The organism is Chryseobacterium sp. GQ58 (assembly GCF_059758895.1).
Window position 1 is genome coordinate 167,321 of record NZ_JCAXEH010000002.1, and the last position, 15,531, is coordinate 182,851.

General features: G+C 34.4%; 10 protein-coding genes and 1 pseudogene. 10 read left to right on the forward strand and 1 reads right to left on the reverse strand.

All coding sequences use genetic code 11. The annotated features are described in order from the left end of the window. Positions 1 to 121: 121 nt before the first annotated feature. Both AC6CHK_RS04975 and AC6CHK_RS04980 read left to right on the forward strand, forming a co-directional pair. The gene (locus tag AC6CHK_RS04975; RefSeq protein WP_498094143.1) at positions 122 to 826 is read left to right on the forward strand and encodes a CoA transferase subunit A; all 705 of its coding nucleotides are present in this window, start codon (positions 122 to 124) and stop codon (positions 824 to 826) included. A gap of 138 nt (positions 827 to 964) precedes the next feature. Beyond that, positions 965 to 1,618 carry a CoA transferase subunit B gene (locus tag AC6CHK_RS04980; RefSeq protein WP_498094145.1) on the forward strand — a complete coding sequence of 218 codons (654 nt, stop codon included), beginning with the start codon at positions 965 to 967 and terminating at the stop codon, positions 1,616 to 1,618. A gap of 79 nt (positions 1,619 to 1,697) precedes the next feature. On the opposite strand, the pseudogene AC6CHK_RS04985 reads toward AC6CHK_RS04980, so the two are convergent. After that, a pseudogene (locus AC6CHK_RS04985) lies at positions 1,698 to 2,521 on the reverse strand (DUF4197 domain-containing protein). 103 nt (positions 2,522 to 2,624) lie between these two features. On the opposite strand from AC6CHK_RS04985, the gene AC6CHK_RS04990 reads away from it, so the two are divergent. From AC6CHK_RS04990 to AC6CHK_RS05025, 8 genes are all read left to right on the forward strand, one after another. After that, on the forward strand, positions 2,625 to 4,883 hold the full coding sequence (locus tag AC6CHK_RS04990) for a glycoside hydrolase family 20 protein (protein ID WP_498094147.1): 2,259 nt from the start codon (positions 2,625 to 2,627) through the stop codon (positions 4,881 to 4,883). A gap of 37 nt (positions 4,884 to 4,920) precedes the next feature. Then, positions 4,921 to 5,913, forward strand: a complete 993-nt coding sequence (locus tag AC6CHK_RS04995) for an isoaspartyl peptidase/L-asparaginase family protein (RefSeq protein WP_498094149.1) — start codon at positions 4,921 to 4,923, stop codon at positions 5,911 to 5,913. A 25-nt stretch (positions 5,914 to 5,938) separates the two neighbouring features. Continuing rightward, positions 5,939 to 6,601: a copper homeostasis protein CutC gene (locus AC6CHK_RS05000; RefSeq protein ID WP_498094151.1), complete on the forward strand. Its 663-nt coding sequence runs from the start codon at positions 5,939 to 5,941 to the stop codon at positions 6,599 to 6,601. 142 nt (positions 6,602 to 6,743) lie between these two features. Continuing rightward, on the forward strand, positions 6,744 to 8,243 hold the full coding sequence (locus AC6CHK_RS05005) for a glycoside hydrolase family 2 protein (RefSeq protein WP_498094153.1): 1,500 nt from the start codon (positions 6,744 to 6,746) through the stop codon (positions 8,241 to 8,243). Further along, a complete protein-coding gene (locus AC6CHK_RS05010) occupies positions 8,198 to 9,226 on the forward strand; it encodes a glycoside hydrolase family 2 protein (protein ID WP_498094154.1) in 1,029 nt (342 codons plus the stop codon). The genes AC6CHK_RS05005 and AC6CHK_RS05010 overlap by 46 nt, the downstream gene beginning before the upstream one ends. Before the next feature lie 166 nt (positions 9,227 to 9,392). Beyond that, a complete protein-coding gene (gene priA / locus AC6CHK_RS05015; RefSeq protein WP_498094156.1) occupies positions 9,393 to 11,840 on the forward strand; it encodes a replication restart helicase PriA in 2,448 nt (815 codons plus the stop codon). A 159-nt stretch (positions 11,841 to 11,999) separates the two neighbouring features. Beyond that, positions 12,000 to 13,469, forward strand: coding sequence for a D-alanyl-D-alanine carboxypeptidase/D-alanyl-D-alanine endopeptidase (gene dacB / locus AC6CHK_RS05020; protein WP_498094158.1), 1,470 nt, complete (start codon positions 12,000 to 12,002; stop codon positions 13,467 to 13,469). 80 nt (positions 13,470 to 13,549) lie between these two features. After that, positions 13,550 to 15,469, forward strand: a complete 1,920-nt coding sequence (locus AC6CHK_RS05025) for a M1 family metallopeptidase (RefSeq protein ID WP_498094160.1) — start codon at positions 13,550 to 13,552, stop codon at positions 15,467 to 15,469. Positions 15,470 to 15,531: the final 62 nt, after the last annotated feature.

The following is a 15,531-nucleotide window of genomic DNA, read 5'->3' on the forward strand; positions in this document are numbered from 1 at the left end:
CTAAAAAGGATGTCGCTTCCATCCCTCACGCAAAAACAGAGCTTCAAATCAAAAGATTTACAAAAAAGATACAATTCACAAAAAATTCGTAATTTCAGACCACAAAATTTTAGCAAGTAAAATGATAGATAAAAGAGTAAAAAATGCCACTGAAGCTATTGAAGGAATTAAAGACGGAATGACATTGATGTTGGGCGGATTCGGTCTTTGTGGAATTCCTGAGAATTCGATCAATGCTTTGGTAGAAAGTAATGTAAAAGATTTAACATGTATTTCAAACAATGCCGGAGTTGATGATTTTGGTTTAGGATTACTTTTACACAAAAGACAGATTAAAAAAATGATTTCCTCTTATGTAGGAGAAAACGCTGAGTTCGAAAGACAGATGCTTTCCGGCGAATTAGAAGTCGAATTAACGCCGCAAGGAACACTTGCCGAAAAATGCAGAGCAGCACAAGCCGGAATTCCTGCTTTTTATACACCTGCAGGTTTCGGAACTGAAGTAGCGGAAGGCAAAGAAGTAAAAGATTTCAAAGGAAAACCACATATTTTGGAGCATGCTTATGAAGCAGATTTTTCCATTGTAAAAGCTTGGAAAGGTGATTACGCAGGAAATTTAATTTTTAAAGGTTCGGCAAGAAACTTTAATCATCCAATGGCGGGAGCAGCGAAAATTACCATTGCGGAAGTAGAAGAATTGGTCGCTCCGGGTGAATTGGATCCAAACCAGATTCATATTCCGGGAATCATGATTCAAAGAATTTTTCAAGGCGAAAAATTTGAAAAAAGAATCGAACAGAGAACTGTTAGAAAAAATGCTAATTAAAATATTATCATTCAAACACTTCAGTAATTGAAATTTATGTGATTTTGCTAAGTAGAACGCCTTTGCGAACTTAAAAGCAGTGTCAATCTTAAAAAAAACTTTGCGCTCTTTGCGTTAAAAAAATCAAATTTAAATAAAATGTTAAGTAAAGAAGATATAGCAAAACGTATTTCCAAGGAAGTAAAAGACGGATATTACGTAAATTTAGGAATTGGAATTCCAACTTTGGTTGCCAATTATGTTTCCGATGATCTTTCCGTAGAATTTCAGAGCGAAAATGGAGTTCTCGGAATGGGACCTTTTCCTTTCGAAGGTGAAGAAGATGCAGATATTATCAATGCCGGCAAACAGACGATTACGATTTTGGATGGCGGTTCGTTTTTCGATTCTGCATTCAGTTTCGGGATGATTCGCAGTCAAAAAGTTGACTTAACTATTCTTGGTGCGATGGAAGTTTCGGAAAATGGAGATATCGCCAACTGGAAAATTCCCGGGAAAATGGTAAAAGGAATGGGGGGCGCGATGGATTTGGTAGCTTCTGCCGAAAATATTATCGTAGCGATGATGCATGTCAACAAAGCAGGCGAAAGCAAGATCCTAAAAAAATGCACACTTCCTTTAACTGGTGTTAATTGTGTCAAAAGAGTGGTTACCGAATTAGCCGTTCTTGATGTAACTCCAAATGGTTTCAGGCTTGTTGAAAGAGCGCCAGGAGTTTCGGTAGAACATATTATAAAATCGACAGAAGCAGATTTGATCATTGAAGGTGAAATCCCTGAAATGCAATTCTAAATAAAGCAAAAAGCTGTTTCAGAAATTGAGACAGCTTTTTTATTTATATTTTACAGAATTTTAAACATCCAATGTAAGTCTAAAATCTAGTATCTAACATCTGAATCTGTTTTCTATCCTGCGCCCCAAAAACTTGCTGCAAAATAGTTGTTGTTCTCATCACAGAATTATTTCTGATTCCGCTTTCTTTTTCTGCCACCATTTTGAAAACACCATTAATGGTTTCATTGGTAACATATTCATTCAGATCAGTAGAAACCGCTTGCCCGGTAAGCGTATTGTATTTTGAAATTAAGCTTTTCCAAACTGTATCAGCACCCACTTTTCCTAATGAAGCTTTCACTTTTGGCTGAAAAGTTGAGTTTGTGTTTTGTTCTGTAAATAATTGGTTGCCGCATTATTACTTCCCAGCAAAATATTTTTTGCGTCAGTAATCGTCATTGAAGTGATGGCATTTGCAAAGATCGGAGCCGATTCAGTAACGGCATCTTCAGCTGCTCTGTTCAGTAGTTTCACGCCCTGATCTGCCAAACTTCCCAATCCAAACGCACGAAGTTTCGTATCAATGACTCTTAATTTTTCGGGCATTAAAATTTTTACCGCTTCATTTTTAAAGAAACCGTCGGTAACTCCTAATTTTTTCACGCCTTCCGTTACACCAAGACTTAAAGCTTCCTTTAAACCCGATGAAATCTGACTTGAAGTAAGATTGTTGATATTTGTAGAGAACGATTTTGTGGTCGAAGTTGTAGAAGTATTTGAAGTGGTTTTTGTTTTCACCGGGCTGTTGAGATCAACGCCGGTTTGTTTTTTAACGGTAGATTTGATAACATCAAAAATTTGTGCCTGTGCAGAAACCGAAAATAATAATCCGGCAACTGCTAAAAGAAAAGTTTTTTTCATCGTTTATTTTATACAAATTTAGATGTTTTAAGTCTTAATAAGTTAAATAATTAAGTAATTTTTCAGAAAAGAATTATATTAGCTAAAATCTAAACTCAACCAAATGCTGCGTATTTTATTGGTTTTTTCTTTTTTATTATCGACTTTATTTTTTTCACAAACGAAACTGAATTTAATTCCTTATCCTCAAAAAGTTGAAATTTTAGAAGGAGAATTTACAATTCCCGAAAGTTTTAAATTAGCTCAACTTCTTCCTATAAAAGAAACTGAATACTTTAAGAATCATGTTCAATATTTAAAATTTAGTTTTGCAAGGAAAGAAGAGGTTCCAGATTTGAGATATCTTGCTTTTCCACCAGATGATTTCAAAGATTTACAGAAAACAGAAAAATACAATCTTACTGTTTCTTCGAAAGGAATTACGATTTCTTCGGGTTCTGAAAAAGGATATTTTTTAGCACTTCAAACTTTAATTCAGTTATTCGAACAATATAAAGATGTTGGTAAAATTCCTGCATTAAAAATTGAAGACGAGCCAAAATTTTCTTGGCGCGGAATGCATTTGGATGTTTGCCGCCATTTTTTCACGGTTGAAGAAGTAAAACAATACATTGATTATTTGGCAATGTATAAGTTGAATACGTTTCATTGGCATTTAACCGACGATCAAGGTTGGAGAATTGAAATAAAAAAATATCCGAAATTAACAGAAATAGGCTCAAAACGAAAAGAATCAATGATCGGAGCGTATGTTGATAATACCTTCGATGGAAAGCCTTACGGACCCTATTTTTATACACAAAAACAAATAAAAGAAGTTGTAAAATATGCTCAGGATCGACACATCACGGTTGTTCCGGAAATTGAAATGCCGGGTCACGCTTTGGCTGCTTTATCGGCTTATCCTGAATTGGCCTGTACAAAAGGACCTTTCGAGTCTGCGACAAAATGGGGCGTTTTTGATGATGTTTTTTGCCCGAAAGATGAAACTTTTAAGTTTTTAGAAAACGTTTTGGATGAAGTTATTGCGCTTTTCCCTTCACAATATATCCACATCGGAGGCGATGAATGCCCGAAAACAAGATGGAAAGAATGTGCTCATTGTCAGGAATTAATCAAGAAAAATAATCTAAAGGATGAACACGGCTTACAAAGTTATTTCATACAAAGAATTGAAAAATATGTAAATTCTAAAGGCAGAAAAATCATCGGTTGGGACGAGATTTTAGAAGGCGGATTAGCACCAAATGCAGCCGTAATGAGCTGGACAGGTATAAAGGGAGGAATTGAAGCCGCAAAATCAAAACATTTCGCAGTTATGACTCCCGGTTCGTATTGCTATTTCGATCATTATCAGGGAGATCCGGCAACAGAGCCGAACGCTTTCGGAGGTTTTACACCTTTGGAAAAAGTCTATTCTTATAATCCGATTCCATCTGAATTAAATGTTGAACAAGGAAAATATATTCTGGGTGTTCAGGCTAATTTATGGACGGAATATATTCTTGATTTTAAACAGGTTCAGTATATGATCTTCCCAAGATTAATGGCACTTTCGGAAGTCGCTTGGGGAACTTCAGATCCTAAAAATTATAAAGAATTTGAAGGAAGAGTGATCCATCAATTCAAAGTTTTGGATAAAATGAATATGAATTATGCGAAAAGTATTTACAACGTTTCAGGAAAAGTAGTCCCAAATAATAACGGGATTTCTTACGAGCTTTCAAGTTCACAAAATCCAAACGGAATCAGATATACTTTGGATGGAACGGAACCGAATGCAAATTCGAAAACTTATCAAAATCCGATTCCTGTTTCAAAATCAATGATTATAAAATCAGCTTATTTTGAAAACGGACAATTGAAAAGTGCAATTTCTTCTCAACAATTTGCAACGTCAAAAACGACAGGAAAAAATATTACATTAGAACAACAGCCGAGCGAGAATTATTCTTTCGGCGGAGCTTTTACATTAGTTGACGGAATTGTAGGAAACGTGAAACAATTGGGAAAAACGTGGTTGGGTTTTCAGGGGAAAGATTTGGTGGCAACAATTGATTTAGGCAATAGAACGCAATTTTCTGAAGTTTATTTTAACACATTGGAAAACAAAGGAAGCTGGATTCATCAGGCGAAATCAGCACAAATTTTCGTTTCTGATGATAATAAAAATTTTAAAATGATTAAAGAAATCGGAAAAGATGAAATTCAGAATGCAGAAGGAAAAGTTAAACTGAACGTTGGGAATCAAGACTCAAGATACATCAAAATAAAAATAGAAAACGCAGGAATTATTCCCGCCGGAAATCCCGGAGCAGATTCAAAAGCTTGGCTTTTCGTTGATGAAATCGGAGCTAATTAATTTTAACTAAAACCTGCAACCTAATACCTAATAAAATATGTCTTCACGCAGAAAATTTCTAAAAAATACAGCATTGGCATCTTCCGCATTATTGTTGAATCCATTGGATTTAATTGCTAAAGATTTTCCTGAAAGAGATAAAATAATCAACAAACCAATCGTACTTTCCACATGGAATTTCGGTTTAAAAGCCAACGAAGAAGCCTGGGAGATTTTAAATAAAAACGGAAGAGCTTTAGATGCTGTTGAAAAAGGAGTTCGTTTGGTGGAGCTCGATCCGAATGAAAGAAGCGTCGGCTACGGCGGCCGGCCCGACAGAGACGGAAAAGTGACTTTGGATGCCTGTATTATGGATGAAAATTACAACATTGGTTCGGTTGCCTGTCTTGAAAACATTAAAAATCCTATTTCGGTAGCAAGAGCAATAATGGAAAAAACACCACACGTAATGCTGGTTGGAGACGGAGCATTTCAATTTGCAGTTTCTCAAGGTTTTAAAAAAGAAAATCTTCTCACTTCAGAATCCGAAAAAGAATGGAAAGATTGGCTGAAAGAGAGTAAATACAAGCCCATCGTAAATGTAGAAAATCATGATACGATCGGAATGATCGCTTTGGATGCGCATGGGAATCTTTCAGGAGCCTGTACAACCAGCGGAATGGCATTCAAAATGCACGGAAGAGTGGGCGATTCACCAATTATCGGAGCGGGTTTATTTGTCGATAATGAAGTTGGTGCGGCGACGGCGACGGGTCATGGTGAAGAAGTGATCAGAATGGTCGGAACTCATCTTGTGGTTGAATTGATGCGACAAGGAAAAAATCCGCAACAGGCTTGTAAAGAAGCGGTTGAAAGAATCGTGAAAATCACAAAACACAGAAATAAAAGCCTTAAAGATATTCAGGTTGGTTTTATTGCTTTGAATAAAAAGGGTGAATATGGTTCGTATTGTATTCAGGACGGATTTAATTTTGCCGTTTACGATCAAAAGGGAAATCGTTTGGAAAAACCTGAGTTCGCTTTAAAATAAAAATTTAAATAAATAACCATTCAGTATGTTTTTAGAAATTGCTACATTCGATATCACTTCAGCTGAAATTGCTTTGAATTCTGTTGCAGACAGAATTGAGTTCTGTGCAGACATCAATTCGGGAGGAATTACACCGGATCTTGAAGAATTGAGATATTTAAAAGAGAAATATTCCAAACCGATTCATGTGATGATTCGTCCTGTTGGAGGAGGTTTTCTGTACACCGATTCAGAATTTAAACAGATGCAGGAAGATATTATTGAATTTTCAAAGGCAAACGCTGATGGTTTTGTTTTTGGAATTTTAGATGAAAATCAGGAAATTGATGTACAAAAAAATAAAATTTTAGTTGATTTAGCCAACGGGAAATCTTGTGTTTTTCACAGAGCGATCGATCGAACCAATAATATTTTTGAATCTATAGAAAAACTAATTGAATTGGGTTTCAGAGAAATTTTGACTTCCGGTGGAGAAAACTCTGCAATGGATGGAAAAGAAAATTTAAAAAAACTTATTGAAAATTATTCTGACGACATCAAGATTTTAATTGGAGGCGGTGTTCGTTCCAATAATATTTTAGAGTTGAAAAATGTAACTCAAGGTCAATATTTTCATTCTTCAGCAGTGTTATCTTATGAATCGTTTGCCAATGCTGATGAGATAAAAAGGTTGAAAGTTAATTTGTAAAATACATTTTAAATATAACGTATGTCATTTCTGAACGAAGCAAAGGGTAATGAAAAATCTCTATAATTAAAGTATAGATTCTTCCTGCGTCAGAATGACAAATCGTACGTTTAAAATTTAAAATTCATAAATCAATCTATTGATGAATAAATCTATACTTGTCTTTTTCCTTTTCATTCAAAATGTATTGTTTTCGCAGTTTTCGGAACGAAATTTATCGTCCGAAAAATGGGAATTCAAAAATTCAAAAGAACAAAAGTGGATGATCGCCACGGTTCCCGGAACTGTTCATTTGGATTTGATGAATAATAAAATTATTGCTGATCCTTATAAAGATGAAAATGAAAAAAAAGTCCAATGGATAGAAAATGAAGATTGGGATTATCAGACCAATTTTAATATTTCAGGAAAAGAATTTGAAAATCATAATATTGATTTGATTTTTAACGGATTAGACACCTTTTCAGAAATTTACCTGAACGGAAAATTATTGATAACAACAAATAATATGTTCAGGAAATGGAAAATTCCTGTTAAACATAATTTACAAATAGGCGAAAATTTATTACAAATAAAATTCAAATCTTCGGTAAATGTTGGGAAAGAATTAGCAAAAAAAGTTTCTTTTACAATGCCTGAATCGCCAAGAAGCTTTGTGAGAAAGGCGCAATATCAATTCGGGTGGGATTGGGGACCGAGATTGGTTACAGCCGGAATCTGGAAAGATGTAAAATTGAATTTCTGGAATGACGCTAAACTTGAAAACGTAAAAATCGAACAAAAAAGTTTAACAAAACAAAAAGCAGAATTAAATATCCAAGCAGAAATTGTTGCTGAAAAAGAAGGGAAATATTCTATTTCGATTAACAATAAAAAAGCAAATATTCAATTAAAAAAAGGAGAAAATACAATTCAGATTCCTTTTACAATCAAAAATCCAAAACTTTGGCAACCAAATGGTTGGGGCGACCCGAATTTATATGATATTAAAATTGCTTTACAAAAAAAATCAAAAATTTTAGATGATAAACTTGAACGAATTGGTTTAAAGACGGTTGAATTGATTCAGAGAAAAGATGAAAAAGGAAAATCATTTTATTTTAAAGTCAATGGAAATCCGTTATACATAAAAGGAACAAACTGGATTCCGTCGGATAGTTTTACGCCAAGAATTACAAAAGAAAAGTATCAAAAATTAATCAAAGATTCTAAAGAAGCCAACATGAATATGATCCGTGTTTGGGGCGGCGGAATTTATGAAGACGACGAATTTTACAAAGCCTGCGATGAAAACGGAATTTTAGTTTGGCAGGATTTTATGTTTGCGGGAAGCTTTTATCCGTCTGATGAAAAATTTTTAAACAACGTAAAAGAAGAGGTGAAAGATCAAATTAACCGCCTTCAAAATCATGCGTCAATTGCTTTGTGGTGCGGAAATAATGAAGTTGATGAAGCCATTGTCAATTGGGGTTATCAGAAACAATTCAAATATTCAAAGGAAGATTCTCTGCAGGTTTGGAAAGATTATAAGAAGGTTTTTCACGAAGTTATTCCAAACACAATCAATGAAGTTGCCGCAAAAGATAAAGCGATTTATTGGCCGACTTCACCATCAATCGGTTGGGTCACAAAGAAAGTTTGACCGAAGGAGATTCACATTATTGGGGCGTTTGGTGGGGTGAACAACCGTTTGAAATTTACAACGAAAAAGTTCCGAGATTTGCTTCTGAATATGGCTTTCAGGGAATGCCGAGCTTGGAAACAACAAAATATATGTTTTCGGGAAGGCCGGAATTAAGCTTAGAAAACGGAACTATTAAAGCCCACGAAAAGCACGCACGAGGTTGGGAAATCATCAATTTATATATGAAGCGTGATTATAAGATTCCGACAGATTTTGTGAAATATAATTACGTTTCGCAATTGCTTCAGGCACGTGGAATGCAGATTGCAATTGAAGCGCATCGCCGTTCAAAACCTTACAATATGGGAACTTTGTATTGGCAATTAAATGATTGCTGGCCGGTGGTTTCGTGGTCTTCGATTGATTATTTGGGAAACTGGAAAGCATTGCATTATCAGATCAAAAGAAGCTTTGAAAATCAGGTGATTTTAACGGAAGAAAAAGATGGAATTCTGAATTTTTATGGAATTAATGATGGTTTGAGGAAGTTTGAAGATATTTTTGTTGAAATTCAGGTTGTAAAATTTAATGGTGAAATATTGAATGAAATTTCAACTGTTCCGAATGGAAAAATCTTGGATGGAATTGTGAAATTTGATCCGATTAAAACTAAAAATTTAATTCAGGATTCAAATAAAAACGAAGTTTTTTTGAAATTAACTTTAAAACATAATAACGAAAGAATAATTGCCGAAAGCAATTATTTCTTTGTAAAACCAAAGGATTTAAAACTTACAAAACCAAATATCACAATCAAGAAGATCTCTGCAACAGAAATAGAAATTTCAACCGATGTTTTGGCCAAAGACGTTTATTTAATTGGTGATGTACATTTTAGTGACAATTTTTTTGATTTGTTACCAAGAAGCTCAAAAAGAATAAAGCTTTCAAAACCTTTGGAAAAAATTGAAGTGATGAGTTTGTGGGATACAATTAATTAAGCAGTATATTTGTCATTCCGACAAAGGAGGAATCTCAATTATGTTAAAGATTCTTCATTCCACTTCGTTGCATTCAGAATGACAAAGACTTTTCAGCATTTTTACTCTCAACAAAATATTGCAGTTCTCTAAAGAAAAATCTAATTTTACACTTTAAATATTTCCCTTGAACTACGCCCAAATCGTTTTACCGCTAAACTTAAAAGGTTCTTTCACATATAAAGTTCCGGTTGATTTGCTGTCTGTAATTCAGGTCGGAATGCGGGTTTTGGTTCCGTTTGGAGGAAAAAAAATCTACACGGGAATTATTTTTGAGATTCACGACAATGCGCCCGAAAATTTTGTAGCAAAAGAAATTATCAGCATTTTGGATGAATTTCCTATTGTTCCGAAAGAGCAGATTCAGTTCTGGAACTGGCTTTCAGATTATTATTTGTGTAGTTTGGGCGAAATTTACCGCTTTGCATTTCCGTCTTCTTTAAAGCTTGAAAGTGAAACTTATTTAAAATTAAAGCCAAATGTAACGGTTGATTTTGAAAATCTTGATGTCAACGAAATCTATCTCATTCAGGCTTTGGAAGTTCGACAGCTTATCAATCTTACCGATATTGAGGCTTTTATTCCTAAAAAAGATATTGTAAAAACCATCAATTCGCTGATTGATCTTCAATATATTGAAATTGATGAAAAAATTGCTGAAAAATATAAGGCCAAAGAAGTTGCTTTTGTTAAAATTAAAGATGAGGTTTTAAGCAATCAAAATTTGACGGAAATACTTTTAAAGCTTAATAAAGCGCCAAAACAAAAAGATCTTTTTCTTCATATTTTAGAAAAGCAAACAGAAAATCCCGAACTGCAAATAAAGAAATCTACGCTTTTTGAAGACGGATATTTTGGAAGTTCGCATTTTAAATCTTTAGCAGATAAAAATCTGATAGAAGAATATTATCTGCAAAAAGACCGAATCGAAAGTTATGAAGGCGAAATCGAAGAAATTGAGGAACTTTCCGAATTACAAAAAGCTGCAAAAACTGAAATTGATGAAGCTTTTGAAGAAGGCAAAAATGTTCTGCTTCACGGTGTCACTTCTTCCGGAAAAACACATATTTATCTGGAAAAAATCGAGGAATCCATCAATGAAGGAAAAAATGTACTTTTTTTGCTTCCCGAAATTTCTTTAACAAAGCAGATTACCCAAAGATTAGAAAAAAAATACGGTAGACAAATTGGTTTTTATCATCAAAAATTAACAGATTTTGAACGTGTAGAAATTTGGCGAAGAATTAAGCAAAATGATATTAAAATCCTGATCGGAACACGGAATGCTTTGTTTTTGCCTTATCAAAATTTAGGATTGATTATTGTTGATGAAGAACACGATTCTGCTTACAAGCCAAAAGAAGTTTCGCCTTTTTTTAATGCAAAAGATTCGGCTTTGATATTGGCGAATTTTTATAACGCAAAAGTGATTTTGGGTTCTGCAACGCCTTCCGTAGAAAGCTATTACAGAGCACGAAAAGATAAAATGAAATATGTTTTTCTTGAAGAAAGATTCGGAAATGTAAAGTTGCCCGAATATGAATTGATCAATTTTAAAGAAGCTCAGGAAACCAAAAAAGTTTCAGGCAATTTTTCTTTGCAGCTCATTGATGAAATCAAAAAAACTTTAGACGAAAAAAATCAGGCAATTGTGCTTCACAACCGCCGTGGTTACGCCAATGTAATTGAATGTGAAACATGTGGCTACGTCAATTATTGCTCCAATTGCGACGTGGTAATGACGTATCATAAAGCCGCCAACGAAATGAAATGTCATTATTGCGGTCAGCGAGCTTCAAAGCCAAAAGTTTGCCCGAAATGTCATTCCGAAAATCTGAACGAAAGAGGCGTTGGCGTAGAGCAGATTCATGAAGAAGTTTCCAAATTATTTCCTGAAAACGAGGTTGATCGAATGGATGTAGATTCGATGCGTAAGAAATTTGCTTACGAAAAATTATACGAAAAAATTGAAGATCGGGAAACGGACATTGTTGTCGGTACTCAAATGATTTCCAAAGGATTAGATTTTGATCATATTGAGTTGGTGGCGATTCCTAAAGCGGATTCGATGTTGTATGTTCAGGATTTTCGGGCGGAAGAGCGTGCGTATCAATTGATTACCCAAGTTTCCGGAAGAGCCGGAAGAGTTTCCGGAAACGGCAAAATAATTATTCAGACTTTCAATCCGGATCATTCTGTTTTTCAGTTGATTAAAATGAATAATATTTCAAAAATTTATAAATATTTTTTAACCGAACGCCAGAAATTTCATTACCCACCTTTCACAAAATTAATAATGATTGAATTGAAACACAGAAAAGAAGATAAAGTAAACCGTGCTTCCCAATTTTTGGGCTCAATTTTACGAAAATATCTTCCCGAAGATTGTGTTTTAGGTCCGGAAAAAGCGCAAATAGCAAAACTTAATAATTTGTATCAGTTCCAAATCCTGCTTAAGCTTCCGCGTGGTAAAAACTATGAAAATTTTAAAAGCATGGTTTTGCTAAGTTTGAAAGAATTTGACGAAATCACTGCTTATCAAAGCATTAAAAAAGGTGTTTTTGTAGATTTTTAACAAATTTTAACAAAGTTTATAGAGCTTTAATATATTTTTGTAAGCTGTTTTCTAACAATAATATCTACATTTGACCGTTTATTATATGTTTGTGTTTTACCAAATGATTTAACTAATCATCTTTTAAGGTATCCAAAATATAACAAAAAGAAAAAATTGATGGTAAATTTCAGAAAATATATTTCAGGTATAGCGGTGTTGGCTTCAGGATTTTTCCTTGCACAATCTACCGTTTCTACAGTTCTTTATTCTCAGGATTTCGATAAAAAAACCGGCTTAAATCTTCCTTCACCTGTTGCCGCAGTTGAAAAAGCTGTTTTGTCAGCCAAAGAAATTGTAGATATTAATGTAAACACAATGATGACAGATCCCGTGCTGAAAAATGCAAGTTGGGGATTTGTAGTGTACGACCCAAAAACGAATAAAATTATTTCTTCGTATAACGAAAATATTCCCCTCGTTCCTGCATCAACAACCAAATTATTAACCACAGAAACTGCTTTGCATCTGTTGGGTGAAAATTATCGTTGGATGACGCAACTGGAATATTCGGGGGAAATAGATGAAAATGGAGTTTTGAATGGTAATCTGTATATTGTAGGCAGCGGCGACCCGTCTTTGGGAACCAATAAAGCCGGTGCATGGTCTTACAGAGACATTGTTTCAGACTTCGTAAGCGGAATTTCTCGTGAAGGAATCAAAAAGGTAAATGGTGATATTATTATTCAGACAGCGCTTTTCAAAGGTAACATTTCGAGACTTCCGGAAAATGTTGTGTGGCTAGAAAACAATAATTACTTTTTGCCGGTTGGTACAACTCGTGAGATCAATCCTGCAAACGAAAAACTGATCGTAAAGAAAGGAAATAATCTTTCATCAGCTGATAAGAAATATTTCTACGTTTCGCCCTATGCAGACCAAATGGTATATGCAGAAAAGTACGAAGGTGATGGTGTTTTGACAACGAAACTTCCTGATGCTCCGGCTTATTTAGCCAATACTTTCCGTGCAAACTTAGTGAAAAGCGGAGTTGGCGTTACAGGAAAAGTTATTCCAAAAATGACGGATGCGACTCCTGAAAACAGAAAAATGGTTTCTGTATATAAATCTCCTACTTTAGCAGATATTGTTTATTACACCAATCAGAAAAGTGATAATTCTTTGGCGGAAGCATTATTAAAAACAGTTGGTTTTCAGAAAATAGGTGATCAAACTTCAGAATCAGGTCGAATTGTGGTTAACAATCACTTAAAAGATATTTCTTTTGATATTGAAGGCTTAAATTATATGGACGGAAGCGGTTTGTCAAGAAGCAATAAGGTAACTCCGATTTCTCAGGTAAAATATTTAACTTCTTTGATGGATGAAAAATATTATAAAACCTATTTCAATTCGTTGCCGATTGCGGGCCAGTCTGGAACGCTGAAAAGTATGTTTTTAGGTGAAGGTAACGGACAGATTTTTGCTAAAACAGGAACTTTAAATAAGGTAAAAACTTTAGCAGGATATATCAAAACAAATTCCGGAAAAACATTGGTATTTTCATTATTGGTAAATAATTACGCAGGTTCCGTGAGCCAGGTAAAAAGCAAAATGGAAAAGATTCTTCAGCCGGCTTTAGATCTTTAAAAAATATTAAATCATAATCATAAACCTTTTAGTCTCAGATTAAAAGGTTTTTTTTATCTTTATTGCCTAATTTATTAATAATGAGAAAATTTTACAGTATATGTTTGAGTTTTTTGGTATTTAATTTTGTGTTTGCGCAGAATAATATTGAAAATAAAGGGCTCATCGCAAAAGAGATGAAATCTTTTTCAGCAAAAATGACTGCAGGCAATACAAACCCAAATACGCTAAACTACGATCTGCAATATCAAAGAATGGAAGTTGCCCTTGATCCTGCTGTTTATAATATTTCAGGAACTGTAACTTCGCATTTTAAGCCAAATCAGGCGATGAGCAGTATTTATTTTGATCTTAGCAATCAGCTAACGGTTTCTCAGGTTGTTTATCACGGTCAAAATTTAAACTTTCAGCAGCTGGCAACCAAAGAATTGAAGATTGATTTTACTTCTTCTGTTCCTGCCAATGTTTTAGATTCATTGACAATACATTACAATGGGGCTCCTCCAACTAATAATAATGCTTTTTTCAACGGATTTCAAAATAGTGTACCAGTACTTTCAACTTTAAATGAACCTTACGGCGCACAAGATTGGTTTCCTACCAAACAAAGTCTGAATGATAAAATTGAAAAATTTGATATTAAAGTGACAGCGCCTGCTCAATATAATGTTGCATCAAATGGTAGACTGATGAGTGAAACAATGCTTACAGGCGGGAAAAAATTAACCTTTTGGAGAACAGAATATCCTTTGACGGCTTATTTAGTCGCACTTTCAATTACTGATTTTGTTAAGCTTAATGATACAATGGGAAATCCGCCATTTCCTTTCGTGAATTATATTTATCCTACAACTGCGGCCAATACAGCGAGCATGGCCAATATTGAATGGACAAAAACAGTAATGAATACTTTCGAGACTTTTTTTGGACCTTATCCTTTCAGGAACGAAAAATACGGACACATGGAATTTGAAGCTGGCGGTGGAATGGAGCATCAGACGATGTCTTCCATGGGAGGCTGGAGCAAACAGCTGATCGCCCACGAACTTGCTCATCAATGGTTTGGTGACAAAGTTACCTGCGGAGTATGGAATGATATCTGGCTCAACGAAGGTTTTGCTACTTTTGGAGAGCATGTAGCCAACGAAAAACTGCTGATGACCAATGCTGAATTTATGAATTATTTATCAGGTCAGAAAAATTTTATAACCAATAATGTCGGTGGAAGTGTGTATGTTCCTGATGCGAATTTAGGAAGTGTAGGAACTATTTTTGACGGCAGATTATCGTATGCAAAAGGCGGATATGTTGTGAGAATGATCAAATGGATTTTGGGTGAAACAGTATTTTATCAGGCTTTAAAAGATTATCATGCAAGACCGAATTTAGCTTATAATTATGTAAGAACTTCAGATTTGAATACGTCATTATTGCAGTCGACAGGAAGAGATTTTACGGAATTTTTTAATGATTGGATTTATGGACAGGGGCATCCTACTTATGACATCCGATGGAAACAAAATGGAAATCAGATTACATTCAGAACTGGGCAAACCCAAAGCCATTCTTCAGTAAGCTTTTTTGAAATGCCGTTGCCGATAAAAGTAACCGGAACGGGCGGGCAAACCGCTTATTTCACTCTGAACAATACATCAAATAATCAATATTTTGTGGAAAATGTACCTTTTACAATTAACGGCGTAGAGTTTAATTATGAGCATCAAGTACTGGAAAGAAATTCTACGGTAACGCAGGATAATACTTTAAGTACAGCAGATATTGATATTGATCAGTTTGCGCTTTATCCAAATCCTGCAAAAAATGAATTGTATTTGAAAGGTATAAATAAAACCACGGATTATACGATCCATTTTATCGACGGGAAATTAGTAAGAAAAGATGTTTATCAACCCAACAAATCTGTAGATATCTCGGAACTGATTCCAGGAACTTATATTTTCACAATAAATGAAAAAAAAATAAAATTCATAAAAAGGTAGATTTTTGTTAATTAAATAAGTCTTTATATTTTTTTGTTTAAAATAAATTCATAATTATTTGG